This is a genomic window from Bifidobacterium asteroides (assembly GCF_003202755.1).
GTDB classification, from domain to species: Bacteria; Actinomycetota; Actinomycetes; order Actinomycetales; family Bifidobacteriaceae; genus Bombiscardovia; species Bombiscardovia asteroides_F.
This window is the reverse complement of record NZ_QGLK01000001.1, coordinates 388,799-415,370: the sequence shown is the minus strand read 5'-3', so window position 1 is coordinate 415,370 and position 26,572 is coordinate 388,799. Positions and strand designations below refer to the sequence as shown.

Annotated in this window: 20 protein-coding genes and 2 tRNA genes; 3 read left to right on the top strand and 19 right to left on the bottom strand. The window is 59.1% G+C overall.

Annotation, left to right across the window (positions count from 1 at the left end; genetic code table 11):
• Positions 1 to 14 precede the first annotated feature (14 nt).
• From pstA to DKK74_RS01575, 3 genes are read right to left on the bottom strand one after another with little or no spacing between them, the layout of a single operon-like run.
• Positions 15 to 995: a phosphate ABC transporter permease PstA gene (gene pstA, locus DKK74_RS01585; RefSeq protein ID WP_110412461.1), complete on the bottom strand. Its 981-nt coding sequence runs from the start codon at positions 993 to 995 to the stop codon at positions 15 to 17.
• On the bottom strand, positions 992 to 1,945 hold the full coding sequence (pstC, locus tag DKK74_RS01580; RefSeq protein WP_110412460.1) for a phosphate ABC transporter permease subunit PstC: 954 nt from the start codon (positions 1,943 to 1,945) through the stop codon (positions 992 to 994). The genes pstA and pstC overlap by 4 nt, the downstream gene beginning before the upstream one ends.
• The gene (locus DKK74_RS01575) at positions 1,942 to 3,090 is read right to left on the bottom strand and encodes a phosphate ABC transporter substrate-binding protein PstS (protein WP_110412459.1); all 1,149 of its coding nucleotides are present in this window, start codon (positions 3,088 to 3,090) and stop codon (positions 1,942 to 1,944) included. The genes pstC and DKK74_RS01575 overlap by 4 nt, the downstream gene beginning before the upstream one ends.
• A gap of 328 nt (positions 3,091 to 3,418) precedes the next feature.
• Here DKK74_RS01575 and DKK74_RS01570 point away from each other — a divergent pair, with 328 nt between their 5' ends.
• Complete coding sequence (locus DKK74_RS01570) at positions 3,419 to 4,990, top strand: MDR family MFS transporter (protein WP_110412458.1); 1,572 nt, start codon at positions 3,419 to 3,421, stop codon at positions 4,988 to 4,990.
• Between the two features lie 157 nt (positions 4,991 to 5,147).
• Here DKK74_RS01570 and DKK74_RS01565 read toward each other — a convergent pair whose 3' ends face one another.
• The 14 genes from DKK74_RS01565 to DKK74_RS01500 form a co-directional block, all read right to left on the bottom strand.
• Positions 5,148 to 5,945 carry an HNH endonuclease family protein gene (locus tag DKK74_RS01565; protein WP_258334404.1) on the bottom strand — a complete coding sequence of 266 codons (798 nt, stop codon included), beginning with the start codon at positions 5,943 to 5,945 and terminating at the stop codon, positions 5,148 to 5,150.
• 54 nt (positions 5,946 to 5,999) lie between these two features.
• The gene (locus DKK74_RS01560; RefSeq protein WP_110412456.1) at positions 6,000 to 6,857 is read right to left on the bottom strand and encodes an aldo/keto reductase; all 858 of its coding nucleotides are present in this window, start codon (positions 6,855 to 6,857) and stop codon (positions 6,000 to 6,002) included.
• A 119-nt stretch (positions 6,858 to 6,976) separates the two neighbouring features.
• Entirely contained in the window at positions 6,977 to 8,140 is a 1,164-nt protein-coding gene (locus DKK74_RS01555; protein WP_181414862.1) for a class C sortase, read from the bottom strand.
• Positions 8,141 to 8,623: 483 nt separating this feature from the next.
• Positions 8,624 to 9,493 (bottom strand): hypothetical protein, encoded by an 870-nt coding sequence (locus DKK74_RS01550; RefSeq protein ID WP_110412454.1) that lies wholly within the window; start codon positions 9,491 to 9,493, stop codon positions 8,624 to 8,626.
• 192 nt (positions 9,494 to 9,685) lie between these two features.
• Complete coding sequence (locus DKK74_RS01545; protein ID WP_110412453.1) at positions 9,686 to 11,710, bottom strand: LPXTG cell wall anchor domain-containing protein; 2,025 nt, start codon at positions 11,708 to 11,710, stop codon at positions 9,686 to 9,688.
• Positions 11,711 to 11,952: 242 nt separating this feature from the next.
• A complete protein-coding gene (gene araA, locus DKK74_RS01540) occupies positions 11,953 to 13,467 on the bottom strand; it encodes an L-arabinose isomerase (protein WP_110412452.1) in 1,515 nt (504 codons plus the stop codon).
• Positions 13,468 to 13,495: 28 nt separating this feature from the next.
• Positions 13,496 to 14,188 carry an L-ribulose-5-phosphate 4-epimerase gene (locus tag DKK74_RS01535; protein WP_110412451.1) on the bottom strand — a complete coding sequence of 231 codons (693 nt, stop codon included), beginning with the start codon at positions 14,186 to 14,188 and terminating at the stop codon, positions 13,496 to 13,498.
• Between the two features lie 64 nt (positions 14,189 to 14,252).
• The gene (locus tag DKK74_RS01530; protein WP_110412450.1) at positions 14,253 to 15,866 is read right to left on the bottom strand and encodes a xylulokinase; all 1,614 of its coding nucleotides are present in this window, start codon (positions 15,864 to 15,866) and stop codon (positions 14,253 to 14,255) included.
• Positions 15,867 to 15,968: 102 nt separating this feature from the next.
• Positions 15,969 to 17,090: a LacI family DNA-binding transcriptional regulator gene (locus DKK74_RS01525; RefSeq protein WP_110412449.1), complete on the bottom strand. Its 1,122-nt coding sequence runs from the start codon at positions 17,088 to 17,090 to the stop codon at positions 15,969 to 15,971.
• Between the two features lie 38 nt (positions 17,091 to 17,128).
• A complete protein-coding gene (locus DKK74_RS01520) occupies positions 17,129 to 17,836 on the bottom strand; it encodes a ribonuclease HII (protein ID WP_110412448.1) in 708 nt (235 codons plus the stop codon).
• Between the two features lie 7 nt (positions 17,837 to 17,843).
• Positions 17,844 to 18,608 carry a signal peptidase I gene (gene lepB / locus DKK74_RS01515; RefSeq protein ID WP_181414861.1) on the bottom strand — a complete coding sequence of 255 codons (765 nt, stop codon included), beginning with the start codon at positions 18,606 to 18,608 and terminating at the stop codon, positions 17,844 to 17,846.
• Positions 18,609 to 18,763: 155 nt separating this feature from the next.
• On the bottom strand, positions 18,764 to 19,135 hold the full coding sequence (gene rplS / locus DKK74_RS01510; protein WP_046322486.1) for a 50S ribosomal protein L19: 372 nt from the start codon (positions 19,133 to 19,135) through the stop codon (positions 18,764 to 18,766).
• A gap of 222 nt (positions 19,136 to 19,357) precedes the next feature.
• Complete coding sequence (gene pgi, locus DKK74_RS01505; RefSeq protein ID WP_110412447.1) at positions 19,358 to 21,055, bottom strand: glucose-6-phosphate isomerase; 1,698 nt, start codon at positions 21,053 to 21,055, stop codon at positions 19,358 to 19,360.
• Between the two features lie 129 nt (positions 21,056 to 21,184).
• Positions 21,185 to 22,309, bottom strand: a complete 1,125-nt coding sequence (locus tag DKK74_RS01500) for a mannose-1-phosphate guanylyltransferase (protein ID WP_110412446.1) — start codon at positions 22,307 to 22,309, stop codon at positions 21,185 to 21,187.
• A 123-nt stretch (positions 22,310 to 22,432) separates the two neighbouring features.
• Here DKK74_RS01500 and DKK74_RS01495 point away from each other — a divergent pair.
• Positions 22,433 to 22,505, top strand: a tRNA-Thr gene (locus DKK74_RS01495).
• A gap of 40 nt (positions 22,506 to 22,545) precedes the next feature.
• Positions 22,546 to 22,626: transfer RNA gene (locus tag DKK74_RS01490), tRNA-Leu, on the top strand.
• A 78-nt stretch (positions 22,627 to 22,704) separates the two neighbouring features.
• Here DKK74_RS01490 and DKK74_RS01485 read toward each other — a convergent pair.
• Both DKK74_RS01485 and rdgB read right to left on the bottom strand, forming a co-directional pair.
• Positions 22,705 to 25,533, bottom strand: a complete 2,829-nt coding sequence (locus DKK74_RS01485) for a hypothetical protein (protein WP_258334402.1) — start codon at positions 25,531 to 25,533, stop codon at positions 22,705 to 22,707.
• Positions 25,534 to 25,865: 332 nt separating this feature from the next.
• On the bottom strand, positions 25,866 to 26,555 hold the full coding sequence (gene rdgB / locus DKK74_RS01480) for an RdgB/HAM1 family non-canonical purine NTP pyrophosphatase (RefSeq protein WP_110412445.1): 690 nt from the start codon (positions 26,553 to 26,555) through the stop codon (positions 25,866 to 25,868).
• Positions 26,556 to 26,572 lie beyond the last annotated feature (17 nt).

The following is a 26,572-nucleotide window of genomic DNA, read 5'->3' as shown; positions in this document are numbered from 1 at the left end:
TCTCATGGCGGCGCTCAATGGGTCCGCCCAACGGCAAAGATGCGCGAGACCAGCCGCCCCAGCAGGTTGAGCAGCAGGACGATAAGGATAAGCACCAGGGCCGCAGCCCAGGCCCGCTGCATGTGGATGTCGGTCAGGCATCCCGGGTCAGCGCCCGGCCCGCAGACGGCCAACCCCTGGGAGTACTCGTTGTAGACGAAGACCGGCAGGGTGGTCATCCTCCCGGAGAAGAGGTTGGGGTTGGTGGTGGCGATGAATCCCGAGGCTATCAGCAGTGGCGCCGTCTCCCCGATGACCCTTGCCACAGCCAGGATAGTGCCCGAGACGATGCCGGGCAGGGCCGTGCGCAGAACAATGCTGGTGATGGTCCGCTGCTTGGTCACTCCTAAGGCATAGGCCGCCTCCCGCAGGTCGTTGGGAACCACGGCCAGCATATCCTCGGAGGTCTTGACCACCGTGGGCAGCATGAGCAGGGAGAGGGCCACCGAACCAGCCAGCCCGTTGACGGTGCCTGGCCCAACTACTAGGGCGAACATGGAGAAGGCGAAGAGACCAGCCACGATGGAGGGAATCCCGCTCATCACGTCCACCATGAGACCGATGGCCTTGGCCAGGCGGCCTCCATGGGCGTATTCGACCAGATAAACCGCGCACATGACACCCACCGGAATGGATATGACCATGGACCCAAAGGTGATCTCCAGGGTGCCGATTACCGCATGCAGGATGCCGCCGTAGCCTCCGGACGGCGTGGGGTTGCCGCCCACCACCCCGCTCATGTTGTGGGTGAGAAAGTCAGGCGTCAGCCGTCGCACCCCCTTGGACAGGCTGACCCAGAGCACCGAGACCAGCGGGATCAAGGCAACCAGGAAGGAGAGCCCGATCAGGACGGTCATCAGCCGGTCCTTGCGCTTGCGTGCCCGGATGGAGGACCTGGTTGGCCTGAAGCGGTCAAAGTCGATGACCGGCCCGCGATCAGTTCGGCTTGCCATCATGCACCCGCCTTTGCTGTGATCCTGCGCGCCAGATAATTGACGATGAAGGTGATGATGAAGAGGACCAGACCGGTGGCCACCAGGAGGGCCACGCCCTGGGAGTCCGCCTCGGGGAACTGGGCGGCGATGTTGGCGGCGATGGTCTGGCTCTTCGAAGCCTGCAGCAGCCGCAGGGAGTAGCTGAAGCCGGGCGAGAGAATCATCAGCACCGCCATGGTCTCGCCCAGGGCGCGTCCCAACCCCAGCATGGAGGCTGAAATGATGCCCGAACGGCCGAAGGGAAGGACCGCAAGCCGGATCATCTCCCACTTGGTGGCGCCCAGGGCCAAGGCGGCCTCCTGCTGCAGTCGAGGGGCCTGAATCAGGATGTCACGGGTGACCGAGGTGATGATGGGCAGAATCATGACCGCCAGCACCAGGGCCACCGTGGCCACGGACCGGGCCGGGGCTGCAACGGGTCCTGAAAAGAGCGGAATCCATCCTAAATGAACAGACAGCCAGCGCCAGAAGCCAGTGATATTGGGAACGAGGACCAGAGCCCCCCAGAGCCCGTAGATCACCGAGGGCACGGCGGCCAACAGGTCGATCACCGTGCTGAGCAGCGTGGACAGGCGGTTGGGGGCGTAGTAGCCGATGAAGAGAGCAATACCCAGGGAGACGGGGAAAGCCAAGAGCAAGGCCAGGCCGGCAATCAGAATGGTGCCGAAAACCAGCGGGCCCACATAGCCCAGGAAACTGCTCGCCCGTCCACCGCTCAGGGAGATTATGGCCTGGGTGCGGGAATCAGGGTCTCCGGTGAAGGCCGGAAAAGCACGCAGAATCAGAAAGAGGGTGACCGCAGCCAGGGCCAGCAGGATCAGGATGCCCGCCCCGGTGGCGCAGGCCTTGAAGATCCGATCCACCCGTTTGGCCTTGTTCAGGGTTGCGGTCTCGTCCGGTTTGTCGCTCATGACTTCCCCCCGATGGTCTCTACCGAGGCCATGGCCTGGCTGCGCAGCCCTTGCCCCAGCTCGGCGCTGCCCGCATTGGCCGCAGCCATGCGCTGACCCTGCTCGCTCAGCAGATAGGTTAGCCAGGCCTTGGCGAACTGGGCCTTGGATCCGTCCCGATCATCTCGATAGACAGCGCATACCACGTCGTAGGAGACCAGAACGATAGGATAGGTGTGCTCCCGGGTGGTGCGGTGGTTCACGGTCAGGACCACCCTGCCAGGCTGACTGGCCTGAGGATCCCGCTGGGCCGCATCCAGCAGGTTGGCCACGGTCTTGGCTGTAGGCGGCTGCCAGGTCTTCCCCACCTGGACGGCCACGGTGCCCAGCCCTGTGGTCTGGGCTGCGTCCGCATAGCCAAAAGTGCCCTTCGCCTGGTTCATGGTCATGACCACTCCGGCAGTGCCCTTGGCACCCTGCCCCAGGTCGTTGGGCCAATTCTCACCCGCTGGATAAGGCCAGGCGGACCCGGCCGTGTCGTGCAGGTAGGACAGGAAGCTCTTCGTGGTGCCCGACTTGTCCGAACGATGAATCACGGTGATGTCCAAGTCGGGCAAATTGGCCTCCGGATTGAGCGCTGCGATGCGCGGATCACGCCAGTTGGTGACCTTTCCGGAGAAGATCATGGCAATCAGAGCCGGGTCCATCCGCAGATGGCCATCTGAACCCTTGGGCCACAAATCAGGCAGATTGTAGGCCACAGCAATCGGGGTGGCGTAAACGGGCAGGTCAAAGGCCGTACCGGAACCGCAGACCTTACGCGAGCGCTCAAGCTGATCGCTGGTCAGCGGCGCATCGGTGCCGGCCCAGATGGTCGAACCCGACAGGAAGGCGTTGACACCAGCACCGGAACCTGCCGGATCGTAAGAAATGCGCGCCCCAGGATGCTGCTTGCGGAAGCCGGCTATCCAGGCCTCGTCAGCGCTCTGCTGGGAGGATGCGCCAGATCCGGCAAACTCGCCCTGGAAGAGGGCCTGATCTGCATTATTGCCTGTTTCACCGCCGTCGACGGGGACATTGTCGCCGCAGGCCGCCAGGGAAATCATCATTGCCAAGGACATGAGGAGGGCCGGGAATCTGCCACGACCATGATCATGTGCGTGCATGCTACCTACCTTGACCGCCGTTGCATTTCGAACGTCCGTCCTCATCAGCCCGTGTTGGACCCTCTCGTATTCACATTACCGAAGCTCGCATCACACAGCATACTGGAAACGCTGACCGCCGGACAAGGTCGCCACATCCGCGTCAGCCATGTGGAAAAACCCAATCACAATCCACAGCCGGGTATATTATAAGGTCATTGTCAGACGCTTAGCTCTCTTGTTCTTTTCTTAGTGTCACCGGTATCGGTATGCCCTGATTTGCTTTCTAGGACGGCACCGCGGGGAGCGGTATGCGCAGTGAGGACTAACCCAAAGGAAGTGGTGGTGCATGAGGAAGCAGGAGCTCGCCAAGCAAGGGCGGACCCTCAGCAAGGACGGAGCCTTCGTCAACGGGAGGCTCACCCATGAGGCCTTCCTTTCGCTGGCCATCCTGACCGTCATCACCTTCCTGGGCAACTTCACCCAGCTGCAGCTGGCTTCGGCCCTGCCCACCATTGTGGACGAGTTCCACATCACCCTGACCACCGGCCAGTGGCTGACCTCGGTATTCCAGCTGGTCATGGGAGTCATGGTGCCGTTGACCGGTTTTCTGACCAAACGCTTCTCCACCAGGCAGATCGTCATCACCTCCATGGCCGTCTTCACCCTGGGGTCGTTGCTGAGCTGGCAGTCGCAGACCTTCGCCCTGGTCCTGCTGGGCCGTATCCTTGAGGCCATAGGCACGGGAACCATGTGGCCCGTTCTGCAGATCACTGTCTTCTCCATCTATCCGCTGGCCAAGCGTGGCATGGCCATGGGCACCGTAGGCCTGGCCATGAGCGTGGCTCCGGCCATCGGCCCGACCTTGGGCGGCTGGCAGACGGACGCCAACGGCTGGCGTTCCATCTTCCTGACGCTGAGCATCTGCGGAGCTGTGGCGCTGCTCCTGTCCATCTTCGGCCTGCGCAACTTCGGCCAGCGCGATACCAGCGTCAAGGCGGACTTCTTCTCGGTGGCCCTGTCCATCTTCGGATTCGGCGGCCTCATGTTCGGCTTCACCAACATCGAGAACTTCCCCATCACCTCCTTCATGACCTGGCCCTTCATGCTGGTCGGCCTGATCGGGATCATCTGGTTCGTACTTCGCCAGCTTCATCACGACAAGCCCCTGCTGGATCTGCATGTGCTGCGGATCAAGAACTTCACTGTGGGCACCATCATCGCCTCCATGTCCTTCTTCGCCTTCAGCTCAGTCACCGTCATCCTGCCCATGTACATCCAGACAGATCGCGGCTTTTCGGCCACCATGAGCGGTCTGGTCATGCTTCCAGGGGCCATCGGCACTGCCATCGCCCAGTTCTTCGGCGGTCGGCTGCTGGACCGCTGGGGTGCACGACCCGTAGCCATGACCGGTTGCTCGGTCCTGCTGCTGGGCACCATCGCCATGAGCATGATCAGCGCCAATACCTGGATTGGCCTGGTCTCCATCTGCCAGTTCATCCGTCAAATCGGCATGGGCTTCACCCTGATGCCCTTGACCACCTGGTCCCTGAACAACCTGGCTCCCAAGGACGTTTCGGCTGGTTCGGCCGTCACCAACACGGCCCGGCAGATCGCCGGCGCTGTCGGAGCCCCCATCCTGGTCATCCTCATGGAGACCATCACCACCCTGCGCCACAACGCTCTGGGCGGCGGCCACTCCACCCAGATCGCAGCCAATATATTCGGCGTGCAGTGGGCCCTGCGCATCTCAGCACTGATCTGCCTAGGCATGGTCCTGCTGGTTTACTTCGGCGTTCGTGGAAACGGTGCTGGCTCCGGCCGCCAGATGACCCGCATGCTCCTGCGCCACATGCACATCATTCACACCGACGCTCCCGCCCTCACAGCTTCCACCGCCGACCCTAAAACCCAGGCCTGATCACCGGAGAGTTTTTTCCTCCGGCACCTGCTGGATCTGGGCAGATTCATCGCAAGCTGCAAGATAGACAGGCTAGTAAATACAAGACCTCAATTGAAAGATGTCAGTTGTCGGCTAATCCTATCGGCGGAAGCATCGGTCTCCCCCAGGCCAGCGCTCAGCGATCCTGGGGGAGAGGCTGGCCTGGGCAGGTATGCAGAACGGCCAGCATGGCCTGCTTTTCCGAGCTGGTGACGCTCAGTGAATACTTGTCCTTGACCGCTATCTGACGGGCCACATAGGAGCACTGATATCCCTTGTTCTCGGGCAACCAGTAGTCGGCCGAGGCACTCCCCTTGGCCTGGTTGGCGGAGCCGTCAACAGCAAGAAGATTGTAGGGGTCGTTGCCAAAACGGTAACGACGGGCCGTGTCCCACTTGCTGGCTCCTGATCGCCAGGCATTCTCCAGGGCGACCACGTGGTCAATCTGCACGGCCGAACTGGTCTTCGGTCCTCTGACGAATTCGATGGTCCGCCCGGTATAGGGATCCTGTAGACGACCGCTGGCCACCTTGCACCCTCCGGGAGTAGTGGTACGCAGGTCAGTCAGGTCACGGGTCAGCACATCCTCGCGCACATTGCAGCCGTTGCCGTCCTCATCGGTCTCCTTGAAACCAAAGGCCTCACGCCGATACTGGCGGCCGGGACGGGCATGATCGTCCACTGTCAGACCCTGAAGGGTCTGGGCCGCATCGCCGGTTGCCGTATATCGTCCGGTCAGCCGTCCGACTCCACCGTTGACCCTTGGCAGTATCAGGCCGATGGTGATGCCCAGGACCACAGCCACTACCAGAAGGATCAGCACCCGTTCCGTGAGTGATTCGCGACGGAAGCGGCCCGGGGCGGGATTTCGCCAGACCGAACCATACCGGCTGCGGCCTCGATACCGATATCTTCTACGTCTCGGACCGGTCATCTACCGCCGATACCTCCTATGTCGACTGCATGCATGAATCATCCATCATAGCGGTCAGGCGTAGGCATAGGTCATCGGGTCGTGTCCTGCGCGCACCGAGGAATCCATCGCATCGATGGCGGCATGCTCCTCAGTGGTCAGGCTGAAGCCAAAGAGGTCCAGGTTCTCCGCCTGCCTTTCTCGATGGACAGACTTGGGAATGATAATGGTCCCGTTCTCAATATGCCAGCGCAGTACCACCTGAGCCGGCGTGACCCCATGGGCCTGTGCGATTTTCTCCAGCCTTCCGCCTCCTGCTGTCAGGTCTGCACCGCGCGCCAATGGCGAGTATGCCTGGACGGCGATACCGTGCTCCTTGCAGAAGACCGTCACCGTGCGCTGCTGCCAGCTGGGGTGCAGCTCAATCTGATCCACGGCAGGATATTCCCCGGTCTCCCGGTGTAGCCGTTCCAGATGCTCTGGGAGGAAGTTGCAGACCCCTAGGGTCCGCACCCGCCCTTCATCGCGCAGCCGATGGAAAGCGCGCCAAACCTGGTCGGCCCGCCAATCGAACGGTGTTGGCCAGTGGATCATATACATGTCGACATAGTCAGTGCCAAGCAGGGCCAGCTGGCGGTCGAAGGCACGCAGAGCGCTGTCATAGCCCTGTTCGGAATCACGCAGCTTGGTGGTCAACCACAGTTTGGCACGCTCAGGACTACTCTGGCAACGGAAAGCCTTGAGGCCACGGCCCACACCGCCCTCGTTGCGGTAGCCCGCTGCCGTATCGATGTGACGATAACCCAGTTCCAGGGCAGATTGCACTACTCCAGCGGTTTGATCATCGTCGATCCTGAGCACGCCCAGGCCCACCTGCGGAATGCGATTGCCATCAGACAATAGAATGTCAGGAACTGCTGTCACGGTCCACACCTTTCCAGACGCGGCCCAGCAGTCTGCCGGGCCATGCTCGCTCCATTCTAGAGCCGGGCAAAAGCCCAATTACAGTAGAACAGGCCCACGTGGTCAAACGTGTCCACACATGCACAGGCCTAGAATTTGGTAATGCCGAAGAAGTAGATCAGATGGGTATCGAACCAGTGGTAGCCAAGGTCGAATACGGGCAGGAAGCCGATTCTCATCATCATCCCGACCGAACCCCAGGCGAAGAACAAGCCGAGTACAGCCAACAGCCACATGAGAGCGCTGCAGATTCGCCGTGTTTTGATCAATCGACGACGGCGGTTGGCTTCTGATCGGGTCTCCTGCCCATGGCTGACCATGATCGTGGCCAGCGGCTCTCCCATGGTCCCGGGTCCTGTCGCCTGAGATTCCAGATGTTCCATCTGCTCCAGGTCGTGACGACAGTTGCGCCGGCGACGTGATAGCAGGTACCAACCCACAAGGCATGCAAAAAACAGGGCCAGGAGGACCCAGACCATGTAAATGGGCGCACCCTCAGGTTGGGTAGGGGGCACGTCATCGCCGATATAGTGCCCGCGTACAATCAAACGGTGAGAGTTGACGCCATAGGGATAGCAGGTCAGCAGGGTCACATAGTTGGAATTCTGGACTGGCTGCAGTGCGCTGACGTCAGTAGGCAAAATGATCTTAATCTGGTCTACCTTATAGCTCATATGCCGCTTGAGTACTCGTACCTGAAAGACGTCCCCTTTGCGCAACTGGGTCAGGTTATCGAAAAGCATGTAGCCGACTTCGCCGGTGTGCCCGGTGATGACGGAGTGGATGGTTCGGTTGTCAGTCGGCACGTGAGTCGTGGCAATGTGCCCTGTGCCGTCCTTGAGAACCGCGTCGCTGGTACCGTGCCGCACAGGCAGCTTAAGGTTGATCTTGGGAATCTCCACATATGCCATCATGCCCTTGCCATCTACATTGAGGGTTTTGTAGTAGCGACCCAGTGGCTCCTTGACTTCCTTGTACTTGAAGGGGTCTCTCAGTGTAGGCTTGCCCAATTCCTCGTCATATTTCTTGGCATCGCGCCACATGGCTCTGCGCTGTGCCGGCGAAAGAGCCTCCACAATCTGATCGTAGTTGTCCATTGCAGAGGAATCCTGGTAATAGTTCACATAGGCGGCCAACAGAGGATAGAGGAAGATCGCCAGACCAATCAGAAATGCCAGAGTCTCCAGGAGCCCGAATCCTCGACCGGACTTGGCTGTCTTTCGACCCTTCTTTGTCTGTTTGGATGCTGTCACAGTAATCTGACCAGCATTGCCTTGCTTATCTATTTCTTTGGGATGATTTCCTGAAACGACGATTATCGGGGCCAATGACTTGGCTTGGCCCGAAACTGACACTGGATCTGCTATTGCATTTGAACCATGCAAGTCTGAAGTACCGCGGTCCTTAGGTGCTGCCAATGGGGGAAAGGATGGCGGCAGATCAGAACTAGGAGCATAGGTAGGCGGCATATCCGCTTGCCCTGCAGGAATGGACGCATTTGCAACATCACCGTTGCCGGTGACATGAGCTGGGCTCATAGTAGCCGAGTCAGTATTCTGGTCCATTTATAGCCTTCCTCGTGCTGCATTTCAAATAGTCCAGTTAATAACTATAAATAGCTTTTGGCATACAAAGACCGGCGGCACCTGTATGATGCCGCCGGTCCTTTATACACCCTCACAGACGCCGTTGATATCTCGAGACGACATCATACCGGTATGACTATGAGAGAATACCTAGCGCTTATCCCGGTTCCAGGAGCGCGCAACGATTGCCAAGTAGAGGCCTATCACGGCCAGAATCAAGAGCAGAATGCCAGGGGCTACCATGGATACACCGGTAGCTGCCAGCTTTCGTGGTCCTGATCTCGCGACAGGAACAGTCTGGATCCCATTCCCAGTTTGGGTTCCGTTCTGAAACTCATCCTGAGGCACGTCAACGAGCTTAGGACTAATGGTTACATCGTACAGCGGATGAACCTCACCCTGCTTCCGGTAGAGCGGCAACTGCACAACTACAGGATCTACCTTCACTTTTTCGCTCTTTGGTGGCGATACTAAAGTGACCAGCCAATATGAGGCATTGAAGTAGTCTCCGTCAAAAACAGCTGGGCTTCCTCCTGTCAGTGTCGACGCTTCTAGATCAAGATGGGCTCCTGTGAGCCAGACACCCTGAGATTTTGCTTCTGACGCGTTGGTGATGGTGCCGGCCTGATCAGAAACACCGTAGTATTCGGCGGGCTGTTTCTTATCCTTGAAAGCATCCGGGTTAGCTGCCACCTCGCTGCTGATAGCCGCTTGAGCCTTATCAGCGCCAGGATTCTGGTCAAGTGCCTTCACCCGGCTCTTCAGAGTAGTGGGATCCAGTCTAAGGGCACGAAATATATACCCTGCTCCAGCCGATACAGGAGCACTCGGCAGGATGTCATTCTGATCACCTTTACCTGAATGTCCTCTCTTGAGTTGCACCGTCAGGGTCGGGTTGACCGTCGCCGCCTCTGCCGCCGGCGTCATATCGAAAGCAGTCAGACCTAAACAGGCCAAGACCACAATCAGACAGGGCAGGACCCGGCGGGTGAGGCATTTCGGCAAGGCAATTCCCTTCATAAACCTTCCCTTCCAAGGCCGCCTTTCGACGACGTGGTTGCGTCAGATCCGCTGGCCTAAATGACACCAGACCAACGGCCCCGACATGTACGAACCGACTCTAAACAAGGTCCGTATGAAAATGGCGGACGATTCACAGAGGAACCGTCCGCCATCAGGTCACCTCACATAATTTCTAATGTGACCGCATCATCAGGCCCGGGCGGCGTTGTTGCGCCGACTACGTGCGTAAAGAGCACCACCCATAAGCAGAGCACCGACGACCAGCAGGAGCACGATACCGCGACCACCTGTTAGAGGCAGCGACAATGGAGCATCAGCCGCACCCTCTTCATAATGCATCAGGTACTTTTGAACATCTACATTGTTGTACTTCAATGGGTCCTGCTTTGTATTATGCTCGGCAGGAGTCACGTTGAATTGACCGAAGTTCAACGAACCATACGCTGGCTCTATAGCACCATTAGTACCATAGGTCTGAGCGAGCTGATCCTCAGTCTGACCTTTCACATTTGAGTACGTTACCTCAGTAAATGGAGAAATGGGCTTACGCCATCCGGAGGGGGTCGAAGTTTCTTCGAGGACCCAGTGAACATCCTGTACCGTCTTGACATCTGAACCCTCAGCTTGTGCGGAGGCTGCGGGGCCAAAAATAGGTAGACCTGCGAAAGCTACTACACCTTGTTCATTAGCCGTAGCCTTGTAGAGTTGAACACCCGCTTTATCAGCTGCGGCTTCGGTATAGAATTTACCATCTGTACCAAGGTATGAATCCGGATGATCTTGATCCTGAATCAGTCTGTATACCGTGCCAGGCAGTGCGGCGTAGTCTTTATCCTTAGATTTTATGGAGCCAAAGACAAACACAGCATTGAGGACGTTGGTATGCTCAGACGTGGGAGCTCCCTTATTTTCGCGGTAATCGGAAGCTGCATCATTGGCGACACCATTAGTTGCAGTAGAATCTCCATCTGGAGTTACCGTAGCGCTGTAGGTGACATCGACATGAATATCGGCCTTGGCACTGTCTCTCAGAGTTTTAGCAAAAGCAGTACTGAAGAACGTGAAATTGTAGTAATTCGAGTTACTGTCGCTTGTAGTGAACATCTTGCCTGTGCCGACCAACCGATCAGGATTCTTAACATTATCTAGCTTGTAGTCTGTGTCTTTCGTCAAGACCGTGTCTACCTGGTTTCCTGTGCCGTCCTTATAATGAACAGCCACATTGAAGCCATTATCATCCACTTTCAGAGCAGTGGACATACGATCAGAAATCTTGATATCTGCGAAATTTCCAGCCAGCTCAGTAACATCAAGCTTTCCATCACCTGTTGCAGGGGCACTATCTGCATATATCTTTTGAGTCAGCTTGTAATCAATTTTGTCACCTGCGACTGCTGTACGCTGAGACTTGACTCCACCCTTAGAATCGTAAACATTTTGCACAGTCTTGGAGAAGACAGTACTGTTCACATTCTTGGGATACAGATGCAGATGGTAGATATAACCAGTCTGCTTTGTACCAGTCAGTGCCTGTGTAGCATAGGGCAAACCGAAGAACGAAGGAGCAGCAGGAGTGTACTTTGACGAATCGAGTTTATTGGGATTCTTACTAGCGAACGCCCAGGATTTATCTGTATTCTCCGTCAAGATGTAGTAATGCCCTACACCATCTTTAGCCGGTTGGAAAGCCTTCACCGTAGATGTCTCTGAAGGCTGCCCGTTTTCTTTTGCGTTGGCAATCTTACCAAGATTAGCTGCAGTTGTGTCGGCCTCATACCATGTACTAATGACGCCTTGGCCATCGGTAACACCAGCGTATTGGGTGCCAAGCGTTTTATAAGTACTAGAGTCGCCCGGCTTAATATCAGCTAAACTCTGGCCATCTGCATGCGTCACTTCCTGGACATTGAACAAAATATCCTTGGCGGGCAGCAGATCGTGATTTTCCTTCAACTGATCGAGATCATTAGCAGAACCGGTGGGGTTAAGACCACCAGAGAGAGAGAGGAACTTAGTGACCGTCAGAGTAGGCGTCTCACTGGTCATCGCCCCTGGTATGAAGTCATCTTCAGTTTTGTAACCATAATCATCGTTAGCGGCTGAAGCCTGGGTGGCTGGCAGAACGACCATGCCCGCTAGGAGCGTCGCTCCGGCGACCGCCAAGCCTAAAAGCTTAGGGAGCCTTATCCCTTCATTATCTCGTTGCATGTGCATGCACGCTTTCCCTTCTGTATTAATAGGCACAGGATGGCCAGGCACATCTTCGCCTCCCCAACCGATCACTTCCCCGACTCAGGGGGGTGGGCTTTATGTCAACTTTGGGACATGCCACTGTTCCCATTGCCTAATCATCACTGTACCGACAAAATTGTGACAACGCAAACCGACAAGCCGAATATGTAAAGGCCCCGCCACATGTGCAGTGGCGGGGCCTTGCTATCTTCTGGAACAGGCGCTCAGTGCCGGTTATTCAGCCGATGGTAGAGCTCAGCGGCACGCAGGTCGGCCTCGAAGCGCCGGGGTTCAGTGTTCTCGTCGATGACGGCGAGTTCCACACCAGCCATGCGTGCGAAGTCCTCCCAGGCTTCACGGCCCACAGTGGTGGTCATGCAGGTATGGTGGGCTGCGCCGGCGCGCAGCCAGCACTCAGCCGAGACCTTGAGCGAGGGCCGCGGCTTCCAGAGCGCACGTGCCACGGGCAGCTTGGCCAAGGACCCGCCGGGCTCGACCACATCCACCACATTCATGACCAGGCGGAAGCGTTCGCGCACATCCGCCAAGGAGACGACCACAGCATCGGTGCAAGGCGTAGCCGTGAAGACCAGGCGCACCGGATCCTCCCTTTCGCCGATAGACAGGGGGTGGATCTCCAGGCGGGGCCGTCCCTCGGTCAACAGCGTGGGCGAGACCTCCAGCATGTGGGCGCCCATGATCTCCTCATGGCCGGGCACGAAGTTGTAGGAGTAGTCCTCCATGAGCGAGCAGCCGCCCTTGAGCCCGTAGCCCATGACGTTGCCGATCCGAATCAGAACCGATGTCTTCCAGTCGCCCTCTGCCGAGAATCCGTACCCGTCAGCCATCAACCGCTGAGCTCCCACGCCGGGCAGCTGACGCAGGCCTCCCAGATCCTGGAAGTTGTCCACGGCGGCAGTGGCACCCACCTCTTCCATCATGGCCCGCATGCCGAGCTCTTCGCGGGCGGCCACCATCAGGGAGTCGTACCGGGAGTCCAAAAGTTCGGGAGCCACCTCATAGCTGCGCTTGTAGTCCTCGATCAGATCCTTGACCTGGTCGTCGGTGACGGCGTTCACATGGTCCACCAGCTCGTTGACCGGCCAGGTGTTGACGGAGACGCCGAAGACCCGCTCGGCCTCGGTCTTGTCGCCCTCGGTGACGGCAACGTCGCGCATGTTGTCGCCCCAGCGGCAGACCTTCATATTGTTGGCGGCATCCCAGCCGGCGCAGGCGCGAGCCCAGACGCCGATCTTGTCGGCAACCTCGGGGTCGGTGTAGTGGCCGACCACGATCTTGCGCGGGATTCCCAGCCTGGTCAGGATGTAGCCGAACTCACGGTCGCCGTGGGCCGACTGGTTCAGATTCATGAAGTCCATATCAATGGTGTCCCAGGGGATCTCCACATGATGCTGGGTGTTCAGCTGCAGTAGCGGCTTGCGCAGCTTCTCCAGACCTCTGATCCACATCTTGGCCGGGCTGAAGGTATGCATCCAGGCCACCACGCCGATGCAGGCCGGGTTCGACGAGGCATCGACCATGAAATTCAGGATGGAATCCGAGTCCTTCAGAGTGGGCTTCAGAACCAGCTTGACCGGGATCCGCCCAGAGTCGTTGAGGGACTTGGCGATGTCCGCCGCCTGGACGCCCACCTGGCGCAGAGTCTCCTCGCCGTAGAGGTCCTGCGAACCAACGGCGAACCAAAGCTCCTTGCCCTCGAAGGGATTTTTCATGCTCATACTTGCTCCTTTGCTTATTTTTTCCAACTCAGTGCTGGCCGTAGACGTGCTGGTACCGGTCGTTGAGCTTGGCTATGTCGGCCGGATCGATGGGCTTGGGCGTGCCGATCTGCTCAGCCGCCCAGACCGTGTGGGCCACCTCTTCGGTCATGGCCGCCGCCTTGACAGCAGCCTCGGCATCGGCCCCCACGGTGAAGGGCCCATGGTTGCGCATGAGCACAGCCGGGCAGCCCGGGTGATCCTTGAGGGTGTCGACCACGCCCTTGCCGATGGCCTCGGAGCCGATCAGCTCAAAGGGACCGACCGGCACGGGACCGCCGAACTCGTCACCCATCATGGTCAGCACGCAGGGAATATCCCTGCCGGTGGCCGCCCAGGCGGTGGCATAGGTGGAATGGGTGTGGACCACGCCATAGACCTCGGGCATATGCCGGTAGATATAAGCGTGCGATAGCGTGTCCGAAGAGGGGGCCTCGGCACCGTCGACCACGTTGCCATTCAGATCGGTGACCACCATGGAGCCCGGGGTCAGGTGCTCATAGCGCACCCCCGAGGGCTTGATGACCATCAGATCGGCAGAACGCAACCGCTGCGAGACATTGCCCGCCGTCCAGACCACCAGATTCCACCTGGTCAATTGCGCATGCAGGGTGGCCACCTGCTCGCGCACCAGTTTCACCTCGTCGCGCACCTCGGGCGAATAATCAGCCAAGGACACCATCAGCAACTCCTTTTCCCGGCCCGATCCTGCTAATCCGGCCGCTTGACGTTTTCAGCTACCGGCCTCATCCCTGCAGGGGGATGGTCTTCACAGCCGCCTGCTCGATGGGCAGGCCCTTGGTGAAGCGGTCGAAGAAGGCTCTGAAGCCCTTCACATCAGCCGGGTCCGGCTGCTCTGTTGTGGACTGGACCCCTGCAAAGACATTGGCATCCAGGTAGTCGGCCAGGGTCTGGTCGGCATGACCCAGGTAGTCGGCCAGAACGGCCATGCCCCAGGCGCCCCCCTCGACAGCAGTGGACATGACCTTGATGGGGGCATTGAAGGCTGCGGCCAGGATTCGCTGGGCCACCTTAGGGGTGGCGAAGATGCCGCCATGGCCAACCATGGTGTCCACCTGGACATGCTCCTGGCGGGTCATCACATCCATGCCGATGGTGACCGGCGAGAAGGCCGAGAAGAGCTGGGCACGCATGAAGTTGGCCAGGGTCATCCGTCCCTCGGGGCCGCGGGCAAAGACGGGCCGGCCCTCCTCCAGACCAGCCAGGAACTCCCCGGAATAGAAGCAGTAGTTGATCAGCCCGCCGGCATCCTTGTCTCCCAGAAGGGCCTGGTTGAACAGGGTGGCGTAGAGCGCATCCCCCTTGAGATCCAGACCGGCGGCCTTGGCGAATTCCCCGAACAGCCCCACCCAGGCGTTCAGGTCCGAGGTGAAGTTGTTGGCATGGCTCATGCCGGCTGGATCCCCAGCCGGTGTGGTGACCGGATCCACCTCTGGATGGAAATCACGCAGGGGATGTTCCAGGACCACCATGGCGAAGATGGATGTGCCCGCAGACACGTTGCCGGTGCGGGGACGAACCGCGTTGGTCGCCACCATGCCGGTTCCCGCGTCGCCCTCGGGCGGGGCCATAGGTACGCCGGGCTGCAGCTGACCACTGGGATCAAGTAGGGCGGCCCCTTCTGCGGTCAACGCGCCCGCATCGCTGCCGGCGGTCAATGGCTCAGGCAACAGGTCGTGGATGTCCCAGGGCTGGGCCTGGACCTGGGGCAGTCTGGAGAAGATGTCCAGCAGGCCCTGGTCGAACTCCTTGCGGGAGGAGTCGATGGGGAACATGCCCGAGGCATCGCCGATGCCGATGACCTTGCGGCCGGAGAGCCTCCAGTGCATGTAGCCGGCCAAGGTGGTGATATAGGCCACCTTGGGCACATGCTCTTCGCCGTTCAAAATGGCCTGGTAAAGGTGGGCAATGGACCAGCGCTCGGGAATGTTGATCTTGAAAGCCTGCGAAAGCTCCTCGTGGGCCTGGCGGGTGTTGGTGTTGCGCCAGGTGCGGAATGGCACAAGCAGCCGACCATCCTTGTCGAAGGCCAGGTAGCCGTGCATCATGGCCGAAATTCCCATGGCGCCTATCTTGGTCAGCGTCACCCCATACTGGCGGCGGACATCCTCGGCCATGGCCGCATAGGCCGCCTGCAGACCCTGATGGATCTGGTCCATGGAGTAGGTCCAGAGGCCGTCCTCCAGCCGGTTCTCCCACTCGACGTCCCCTGCGGCCAGCGTCCGGTAGTCATGGTCGATCAGCACAGCCTTGATGCGGGTGGAGCCGAATTCGATGCCCAGACTGGTCGCGCCCTCCTGTAATTCGCTAACGATGACGCCTTGTTCGCCAAGAACCATGTCCGCTCCTTTGCCTGATATGTTAACGCTCACATAGTCTGGTTACAATTGTATCTGAGACCAGAGCATCAGGCAAGCCCGCCGAATGCGGGCCGACGGTAGTCAGAGGCGCTTGACGGCGTAGCCCAGGGACCGACGCTGAATCACGTCCGCCTGGATCAGCCCCACCCCATGGTGGGTGACCGGGAAGTCCACCGGCTGTCCCTGGTGAAGCAGGGCCAGGACCTGCCGCATCGTAGCCACGCCCAGATCCTCAAAGCGGGGGCGAACCGTGGCCAGCGGCGGAAACATGTTGTCTACCGTTGGAACGTCGTCAAAGCCCACCAGGCTGATGTCACTGGGAATACGGATGCCGTGCTCCTGCAGGGACCGGGCCACGCCCACGGCCTGGTTGTCGTTGGCGGTAACCACGGCTGAGGGCATGGAGGTGCCGCTCATGCCACGCTGATCGATCAAGTGGTTCATCAGCGTGTAGGACTCCCCCGCCTCCCAGCTGCGGGCGTGGACCACGGCCGTTCGTATGCGGCAGCGGGCGCAGGCCACCTTCCAGGAGGCCAGCCGAGTGGCGGCATCCCGCCACTGAGAGGGGCCGGCCATATACAGCACTCGCCGATGGCCCCGGGAGACCAGCAGCCGGGCCAGACGCTGCACAGCGCCCCACTGATCGATTCCGGTCAGAGCTATCCGGCCGTCGCCCCGCCGGTGGCTCAGGGCTTCTTCGACGCTGGTGATGCCATGCGTGGAGGTGACGATGACCCGGGGCTGGCTCACTTCTACCTGACAGGCGGCCTGGAACATGGTGTCGGTGGGCGTCAGAAAGATGAAGGCATCCACATTCTGCTCCAGGAAGGTGCCGCAGAGCTCCTGGAATCCGGCAAGCGTGCAGGTTGACTCGTCCACCATCATGACCGACATGAACAGGCCATGGGAACGGGCCACGGTCTCAATGGCTGTGATCGATGAGACAGGTCCAAAGAGACTGACACCGCCAGCCACCAGTCCGATGGTTCGGCTGCGGCTGGATGCCAGTGCCCGCGCAGAGTTGCTGGGTCGGTAGCCCAGCTTTCTGATGGCCTGCTGCACCTTGACCCTGGTTGCCGGCGAGACGTCCTTGGAATTGTTGATGACCCTGGACACAGTCTGGTGGGAGACACCGGCCAGCCGGGCAACCTCGAACATGGAGGGGCGCTTGGACCGTGACCTGCCCCCGCTGCCTGCGGGCATGTGACCTTCTTCCGATAGCCGTTTCGACCGTTCCGATATTAGCCCCTGCCGGGACCGGATAAAGGCAAATGCCAGCTGACCCGATGCAGACGGCTGGGCCCCAGACGCCGAATGGCATCCAGGTGTGCTGGCGACCCATAGCCCTTGTTGTGCTCCCACTGGTATGGGGCAAGGGTGGGATCGGAGGCGGCCAGCCGAACCATGAGCTGGTCACGAGTGACCTTGGCGATGACCGCTGCGCAGGCCACACTGGCACAGTGGGCATCACCCTTGACCTGGGTGGACACCTTGGGCAGAACCGGGATGTCGGGGGCGTCAAAGCTGTCGGCGGCCGGGGTGATGTAGTCATGGGGGCCGTCAAGGATGGCAGCCAGGCAGCAGTCAGGCCCCAGGTCCATCCCATGCTCCAATTCGGCCAGCGCACGCAGGGCGGCGATGCCCAGGGCGTGAACGATGCCCCACTGATCGATCTCATGGTTGGAGCAGGCCCCCACCGCCCAGCCGGCAGCCCAGTCCTCTAGATCACGATACATGGCCAGCCGACGCGCAGGGGTCAGCATCTTGGAATCCGCCACCCCGTCAGGGACTTTCAAATGGGGCAGGTCGGAGGACCTGACCGCCACCACGCCAACCATGGCCGGACCTGCCAGAGCTCCCCGGCCGACCTCGTCCAAGCCCAGCACATACTCAGCTCCCTGGTCAGCCAAGGCAGCCTCGGTGGCCAGGGTTGGCAGAATCCGCCTCACAGCCGGGTCAGTCCTGCTTCGGGTCGGGCACTGCGTCGAAAACCTTGTGCTGGTTATTCAGCAACTTCCAGCTGCCCACCGGGTAATAGGTCAGCAACGCAGTGCCTTTGATGTTGTCTATGGGAACCAGACCATTATGGCCGTCGTCCTTGTGCAGGCGGGAATCTGCAGAGTTGGAGCGGTTGTCGCCCATGACGAAGACATGCCCAGGATCGACCTTGATTTTGAAAGGGAAGGAGCTTGGCTCTACTCCTGGGCGCAGGTAGGAGCTCTCGTCAAGGGCTACACCGTTGACGGTGACCGGGGCGCCATGACCCTTGCAGGCCACCGTGTCGCCGGGCATGCCAATCAGGCGTTTGACCAGGTGATTGCCACGAAAGCTGGGCGAGGATTCATCACCGAGCCAGTCAGCTGGATCAGTAAAGACCACCACATCCCCACGGCGGGGAGCCACCATGGATCTGGTCAGCCTATGAGTGGTCAGGATTCTATCCCCGATGCCCAAGGTGTTCTCCATGGAGCCGGAAGGGATGATGTAGTTGCAAATCAAAAATATGCGCAGGATGGAGACCACTACCAGCAGGACAACCAGCTCGAAAAGGAACTCGGGCAGAAAGCCACGCTCGCCGAGACGTGGGTGGCTGCCCCTGGCGGAGCCGCGTCCACCAGGGTGGTCGTGGGCATGACGGGGCGGCACCGGGGCTGAGGCGGCCTGCCTGCCGTCCGGGTACCAGAGTCCTGACGGGGTCGCTTCCTCATCCCGAAAGGCCATATTCACTCCTTGTCATCCGCAGAAAACCACACACTAACTAACAGAATAGGTCCCGCATGCCTCATAGCGTACACACCCAAGCATGAAAAAACCCGGGAGAACTGCATCCCGGGTGTTTACGGCCAAGGTCTGGGCTGGATCGCCCCGACAAAATCCTACTTGTCGGACTCAGCCTTGTTGTCGCGCCGCTCGACAATGCGGGCGGCCTTGCCGTGCAGACCACGCAGGTAGTAAAGCTTGGCGCGGCGGACACGACCGTGGCGCAGCACCTTGATGGAGTCAATCTGCGGGGAGTGCAGAGGGAAGCGGCGCTCGACACCCACGCCGAAGCTGACCTTGCGCACCAGGATGGTCTCGCGCACGCCGGAGCCCTGACGGGCGATCACTACGCCCGTGAAAGCCTGGATACGGGAGTTGTTGCCCTCAGTGATGTTGACGTTGACCTCAACGGTATCGCCGGGGCGGAAGTCGGGGATCTGCTCCGCAGGCTTCATGTGGCTGGCGTCGAATTCCTGAATCGCGTTCATGCTGTTCCTCCATGGCCGCCGCACATCGACCCATGACATGGACCGCAACCATCAAAGGATGCAATCCTGGACGGAACCCGACGGTCTGCCGTCGGGGGTGCCGATCCGCCGGAGCATCCGGCTGGACCTGAAAGGAAGGGAGCCCATGCGGCAACTACCCTTCCGGCAAACAACTGTCCAATAATATACCACGAGCCGGACCTGCAAGGGCCCGGCCGGACATCAGCGGCGGTGGGCCCTGTAGAAGGCGATCAGGGATTTGGTGGACTGGTCCTGCTCGGCCAGCGCCTGGTCGTCCCGGGAGATGGCCGGGGTGATCTCGCGGGCCAGCTTCTTGCCCAGCTCAACTCCCCATTGGTCGAAGGAATCGATGCCCCAGACGGTGCCCTCGGTCAGTGTGATGTGCTCATAAAGGGCGATCAGCTCGCCCAGAGCCGCCGGGGTCAGCGCATCGCCGAAGATGGAGGTGGTGGGCCGGTTGCCGGTAAAGACGCGGGCAGGGACTATGGCCTCGGGAGTGCCCTCGGCGCGAACCTCATCAGCGGTCTTGCCGAAGGCCAATGCCTTGGTCTGGGCCAGGAAGTTGGCCAGGAAGAGCTCGTGCACGTCCTGGTCGCCGTCCTTGGCCGGGTTGGGGGTGTTGGCGAAGGCGATGAAATCGGCAGGAATCAGACGGGTGCCCTGATGGATCAGCTGGTAGAAGGCATGCTGGCCGTTGGTGCCGGGCTCCCCCCAGAAGATCTCTCCGGTCAGGCTGGTCACCGGGGTGCCGTCCCAGCGCACGGACTTGCCGTTGGACTCCATGGTCAGCTGCTGCAGGTAGGCCGGGAAGCGGTGCAGATACTGGTCATAGGGCAGCACGGCGTGCGAGTGGGCACCGAAGAAGTTGACATACCAGACGTTGAGCAGACCCATCAGGGCCACAACGTTCCGATCCAGAGGGGTGGCGCGGAAGTAGCGGTCTACGGTGTTGAAGCCCTTGAGGAACTCCTCGAAGCGCTCGGGGCCGATGGTAATGGCCAGGGAGGTGCCCACCGCGGAATCCACCGAGTACCGGCCGCCGACCCAATTCCAGAAGCCGAAGACATTGTCCGGATCGATGCCGAAGTCGCGCACCTTCTCCAGGGCGGTCGAGACGGCGATGAAGTGCCGACGGATGGCCTCAGCCGAGAGGTCCTGGCCGTCCTTGGACAGCAGGCCACGCTCCCCAAGGCTCTTCAGGAGCCAGGCGCGGGCCTGGCGGGCGTTGGTCAGGGTCTCCAGTGTGGTGAAAGTCTTGGAGACGATGATGAAGAGCGTGGTTTCCGGATCCAGATCGCGCGTCTTCTCGGCCAGATCGTTGGGATCGATGTTGGAGATGTAGCGGGCGCTGATGCCGGCATCAGCATAAGGCTTCAGGGCCTCGTAGGCCATGACCGGGCCCAGGTCGGAGCCACCGATGCCGATATTGACCACCGTGGTGATCCGCTTGCCGGTCAGACCGGTCCAGCTGCCCGAGCGGACCTGGTCGGCAAAGGCATAGATGCGCTTAAGGGTGTCGCGGACGTCGCCCACCACATCCTGTCCGTCCACGATCAGTCGGCCGCGGTCCTCCTCGGGACGGCGCAGGGCTGTGTGCAAAACGGCCCTGTCCTCGGTGTTGTTGATGTGCTCGCCGTTGAACATGGCCTCGATCCGCTCCTCAAGGCCGACCTCGCGGCCCAGCTGGGCCAGCAGGGACAAGGTCTCGGGCTGAATCAGGTTCTTGGACAGGTCGATATAGAGATCGCCCAGCTCGAAGCTGAGCTTTTCGGTGCGCTGCGGGTCCTTGGCGAACCATGCGCGCAGATCGATCCCCTGGCGCTGCATGTCGTCGAAGTGCTGGTGCAAGGCCGCCCAGGCCTTGGTGCTGGTAGCGTCCACTGGAGGATTGATGGCCATGGTTGTTCGGGTCCTTTCATGAGGTGATGCCCGGTCTGCCGAGCACCCGGTTCTGTATCCCAAACTACTCACAAAAGCAGACAGAAGACAACAAAATCGGCCAATCTTCTTAGCCGGACCGGATCGCTCTCAGAGTATGTCGTCACAGCCGTACTGGGCCAGCTTGGCCACCATGTCCTTGACCTCCTGGCTGCGGGCCCGAGGGGCCACCAGGAGAGCATCGGGAGTGTCGACGACGATCATGTCATCCACACCAAGAAGGGCGACCGTGCGTTCGGAGCCGGGCACGACCATGTCTCCAGCTGAATCCAAGTACATGACCCGGTCGGCATCACCCAGAATCTTGATGTTGCGTCTGTTGGACGACGGAAGCAAACCCGCCACTGAATTGAAGTCGCCGATATCATCCCAATCGAAGCCCCCGGGAACAACCGCTACGCCGCCAGCCGCCGATAGTGGCTCGGCTACGGCATAGTCGAAGGCGATCTTCTCGATGCCCGGCCAGTGCTCCTCCATGGCCTGGCTGCGGTCCTGCTCACCCTGGTCCCAGACCTGGGCAATAGCCATAACTGCGGCGTGGAGCTCCGGCTTGTAACGATGCAGGCAGTCAAGGAGCACCTGCGCTTGCATGACGAACATGCCGGCATTCCATCGGTACTCCCCTGTTGACAGGTAGGCCTGCGCCGTAGAGGCATCCGGCTTCTCGACGAATTCGCTGACCAGGCAGGCATCCGGAGCTTCGGGAATGCGATCGGCCAGGGAGGGGCCTTGGTGGATATAGCCAAAGGCAGTGGAGGGACGAGAGGCTGCGATGCCGATGGTGGTCACATAACCGGCTCGGGCCGCTGCCACCGCCTGCTCCACTGAGGCAGCGAACGCTTTGTCGTCTCGGATGACGTGGTCGGCGGCGAAGGAGCCCACGATGATTTCCCCACCGTGCCGCTGGGCCAGCACAGCAGTCGCCAAGGCTATAGCCGCCGTGGAATCGCGAGGAACAGGCTCCGCGAAGAGCGCGTCCTCAGCCAGGTCCGGAAGCTGCTGACGCACCTGGTCCACATGCCGCTGGCCCGTGGAGACGACCACATGATCGGCCCCGCAGATGCCAGCCAGCCGGTCAAAGGTGCCCTGGATCATTGTTCTGCCTGATCCCAACAGATCGTAGAGGAACTTGGGCCGGTCCTGGCGGCTCAATGGCCAGAGCCGGGTACCCACGCCACCGGCCGGAATGACGGCATAGAAATCATTGAGATCCATGCCTTCCATTGTGTCAAGAAGCTTGTACACCCTCGGTCCGAAGCCCAAGGCGTTTTTTATCGCGCGCATCCAGTATGATGTAGCATGTTGTCTTCTTCCGGCATGTCCGGACGGGAGGCGAAGGCCACTTTAGCTCAGTTGGCAGAGCGTCTCACTCGTAATGAGAAGGTCGACAGTTCGATTCTGTCAAGTGGCTCTTCTACCAGCTGCTTTTTAAACGGCGAGGTATGTCGTACGCGCGAGTGGCGTAATGGTAGCCGCGCAGGATTTAGGTTCCTGTGTCTTCGGACGTGTGGGTTCGAGTCCCATCTCGCGCACAGGAAACACCAGCAGTGTCTGCGCTCATACCCCAAATTCCATGGATACGAGTGCAGACCCTGCCTTATGCCGGAGAATCAGTATCGGCTCTCTTGCCTGTTCCTTAGACAGGCGACAAAGCCGACCAGACCCAGTGCCAGCATCGACAGTATCTTGAGCACGGAAAGCGGCCATCCTCCAGTGAGGGGCAGGGAGGCATTGGAGGGCCGGAATTCCAGCTCGTGCGACACTGTGGCTGACTCGTTTCCTCCCTTGAAGTTGCCGCTTTGAGGATCAGCGCTTTCAGCATCATCGGAAGAAACCTGGGCAGTGATTACCCCCTTGTTTATCCCCTCAGGGGTACTCGCCTGCCATGAACCCTGGTCTCCCACAGCGACATCGGTGCTTGTATTGCCGGGCCAGGTTATATGGACCAGAGTGCCTTTGGTCTCAGGAATCCTTGTATTACCGTTGACATACTTGTATGCTTTCCCTCCTACTTGGAAGACGTCATACCGTTCCAAGGTCAGAGTGGTTGGCGTGATGTCGACCTTTTGATTGATGGAAACCGGATCCGAAGGGGCATTCAGCGGGTTGATCATCTTGACCTGGAAGGTATACTTTTCTGTCTCGTCGTCACCGTTGTAGGCCTTGAATTTGTCAGCTGGTATGTTCAAGCTCCAGGACCATGTGGAAGCCGTCGTCTTGACGACATTCAGCACAGATCCTGACGCGGGGTCCGTGAAGGAAGGCACAGTAGTATTGACCGCCGAGTCCCTCTGGAAGGTGTTGGCCGGTGTGGTCACCAGACTGGTCCAGTCCGAGGCAGTGTTCTGTTTCATGGAAATGGCCATCTTGGAATCGGTCATCCCCAGACCTCCCGAAGACCAGGCTGTATATATGGGTGAAACCGTGCCCTTCAAGGTGACGACCGAGTTTGCCGGCAGATTCCCGTTTTTTGTATGGGGCACCGTTACAGAGAGCTTGCCGTCGGGAGCCTTCTCGTTGGAGACGAAATAGGCTGTTCCTATGTTCGAGAAGAGCGAGGTCAAACCAAACCCGGAGGCTGACTCAGTTACCCAGGCGTGATAGCGCCTGTAGCCGTTATACTTATTGCCGGGATCAGGCGACGGATACTGCTTGTTGGTGTCCTGTATCTGCCAGGACCCTCCCTGCTTGCTCTTGGGATCGACCTTACATACGGTCTCTCCCAGTTTGAACCCCCAGTTGTCCGAGCTTTTCACCAAGTCGTCACTGCTCTTACTCTGCCCTTCCTTGAAGGGTTTGCTGGGATCCTCGCCATAAAGGGTAACCGTGTTGGGATGCGTGTCGTCTTTGGAGGGAGTGCACTCACCGCTGACCACCGGATCAAGCGTGCCGGTATAGACGCTCCCCGAGGCATTCAAGGAGCCGTCGGCATCATTCTGGATGTTGGTTATGGTCGGATCGTTGGGACGTGGCACATCATACTTATAGAAGGCAGTGTCAATGGTCCATCCCGTGTCCAGATTCTTATCCTTTTGCGTAGCATCCATATCGTCCGTTATGCCGGCAAGACCCACTCGCATTGGGTTGTATACTTCTGGGTTGACCGTGCAGTTGTTGCTGGTGCCGGTGTCATCCATATTCCTGGTCACAGGCCAGGTGACCAGCTTGAAGTACCCGTCGAAGCCCTCTTGTTCCGTAATGCGTTTGAAATCGATTGACCCGTCTTTTGCCTGCGGACCAGTCGGATTCGCTGCGTTCACGTTCAGCTCGTTTGCTTGACCTGTCGCCGGCTGCGCCATATTCGAGGCTTGAACGCCGGAATTATTAGCGTTGTTGGTTCCCACATCGTATTGAATGCCCCAGGAGGTTGTCTTTGCATTGTTCTTGCTGATTTGTTGTTTATTGCCTAACAGTACGGGTTTGGGGGTCAAGGAATCGACAGGCATCCACTGGCTGTTTTTAAGACCAACCCACTGGTAGTAGTAAGAATCGGTCTTGGAGCATATATTGCTCCCGCCTCGGACATTGAACCAATAGACAAAGAAGGAGTTGGGCGGTGCTATCCCTGGGTTATAGGGTTTGCTCTGATTGTTTCCCAGATCAACTGAAAGCCCATAATCGGTTACCAGGCCCCAGTTGGCCTGATGCCCGCTCCACAGCACCGGATAATTGTCCCAGCCGACAAAGGATGCAGGCCCGCTGCAGCGGTTCGGATCGTTGGCGTAGCAATCGCCCATGTACAGCTTTATGTTTTTCCCCTGATCTGCAGTGATGTTGGAGACCGTATCGCCTAAACCGACCAAAGATTCAGGATGGAAGTCATAGCAATCATCACTATTATAAGCCCACGGGGAAGAGCCGCAGGTCACAGTATTCTGCGGACCAACAACCGCATAGAGGTTGAGCGGCTGAGGATAACCCCCCACCTGGTAATATTGCGAGTTATCGTTTTTGTCTCCATAAGACAAATCTCCTTCAATGGAGATTACCAGAAAATCATAAAGGCCAGAGTTGATCACCTTGTGGACCGTGAAGTATTCGTTCTGGTTATACGCCCATTTCACTGCACCAGCGCCAGGGTCGGCAATAGAAGTTGGATTATTGGGATCACTGCTGTCTGACGGTATGGTCTGCATATAACGCAGTCGCCGATAGTGCGTTTTGCTGGTCTCTCCCTCGAATTCGTAGAAGAAAGACAATGCACAAGTTTGCGTTCCAGCCGCAGAGGAATCATCCCCGTTTTGGCATTGCGGATCGAATGCGCCATGCTTCACACGCAGGATGAAGTCCATGCGCAGCTCATCCTCGTAGGAATCAATTTTGTCATTATAAGCCAGAAGTTTATAGAGCAACGGCTTTGCGCTTGCTGTTGCGCCTTGCGCATCGGTGGCATTGGCCTGGTTTGCCGAAAGAGCGCTCAACCCGAGGGGAACGACCATGGCCAGCGTCGCCAACAGAGTTATCAAAACAGCGATGATAGGGCAATCCACATGCTGTGGACCCTTAGTACCCCGTTCTTGCAAATGCTTCAACACGCTACCCCCCACACCACGATGAGACCATCTCTAGGATCAGATGGACTGCACGCTTGATATGTCCCAGTGCAGGCCACAAAACCTTAGATCACAAGTGCCGCATCTTCATTTACGGTGTCTTCTATCCCCCTTACTTGCTTTAAGGGTACCGAAATTGAAGGCGTAATCTGGGATTCAAATAGGGTGTTTTCACAGCCGGTATTCCACGGCCATTCACGGTGTTGACTCCGCCAGGCCTATGAGCCTTTTATATGGCCGTCCCCCAGCACCCAGCTGACGAGAATCGGCATGATGGCTGCCAATGCTTTGCCCCTGTGCGATATGGCATTCTTCTGGTCCGAGGTCATTTCCGCCGAGGTTAGCAGTCGCTGTTTGCCGGTGCCCTGCGGCTGATTCCTCGGTACGAAGATCGGGTCGTAGCCGAACCCGTTTTCCCCACGTGCCTGGCGGATGATGGTTCCAGGCATCTCGCCAAGCCTGGTCACCTGGCACCCACGGACGGCATATCCTGGCACATCCGGAACGACCAGGGCGGCAGCACAGACAAACCGCCCTCCCCTGTGGTCGTCAGGAATGTCGTTCAGCTGGTTCAGCAAGAGCTCCAAGTTGGCCTGGTCGTCGCCGTGACGGCCGCTCCACCTTGCCGAAAGGATCCCCGGGGCGGCGCCCATCACATCAACGACCAGCCCCGAGTCGTCCGCCAGCGCGGGCAGACCGGACTCATGGGCAGCCTGCCCAGCCTTGAGAAGGGCGTTCTCCTGAAAAGTGGTGCCGGTCTCTACCGGATCGGGCAGGCCCAACTGGCCGGCCGAAACCAACTCAATCCTCTGACCCTCATCGGCCAGGAAACCGTCAAGTATGCAACGAAGCTCACGTAGTTTGCCCTCGTTGTGTGTGGCCACAACCACTGTTTTGACCTGCCCCATACCGATCCTTTTCGCTA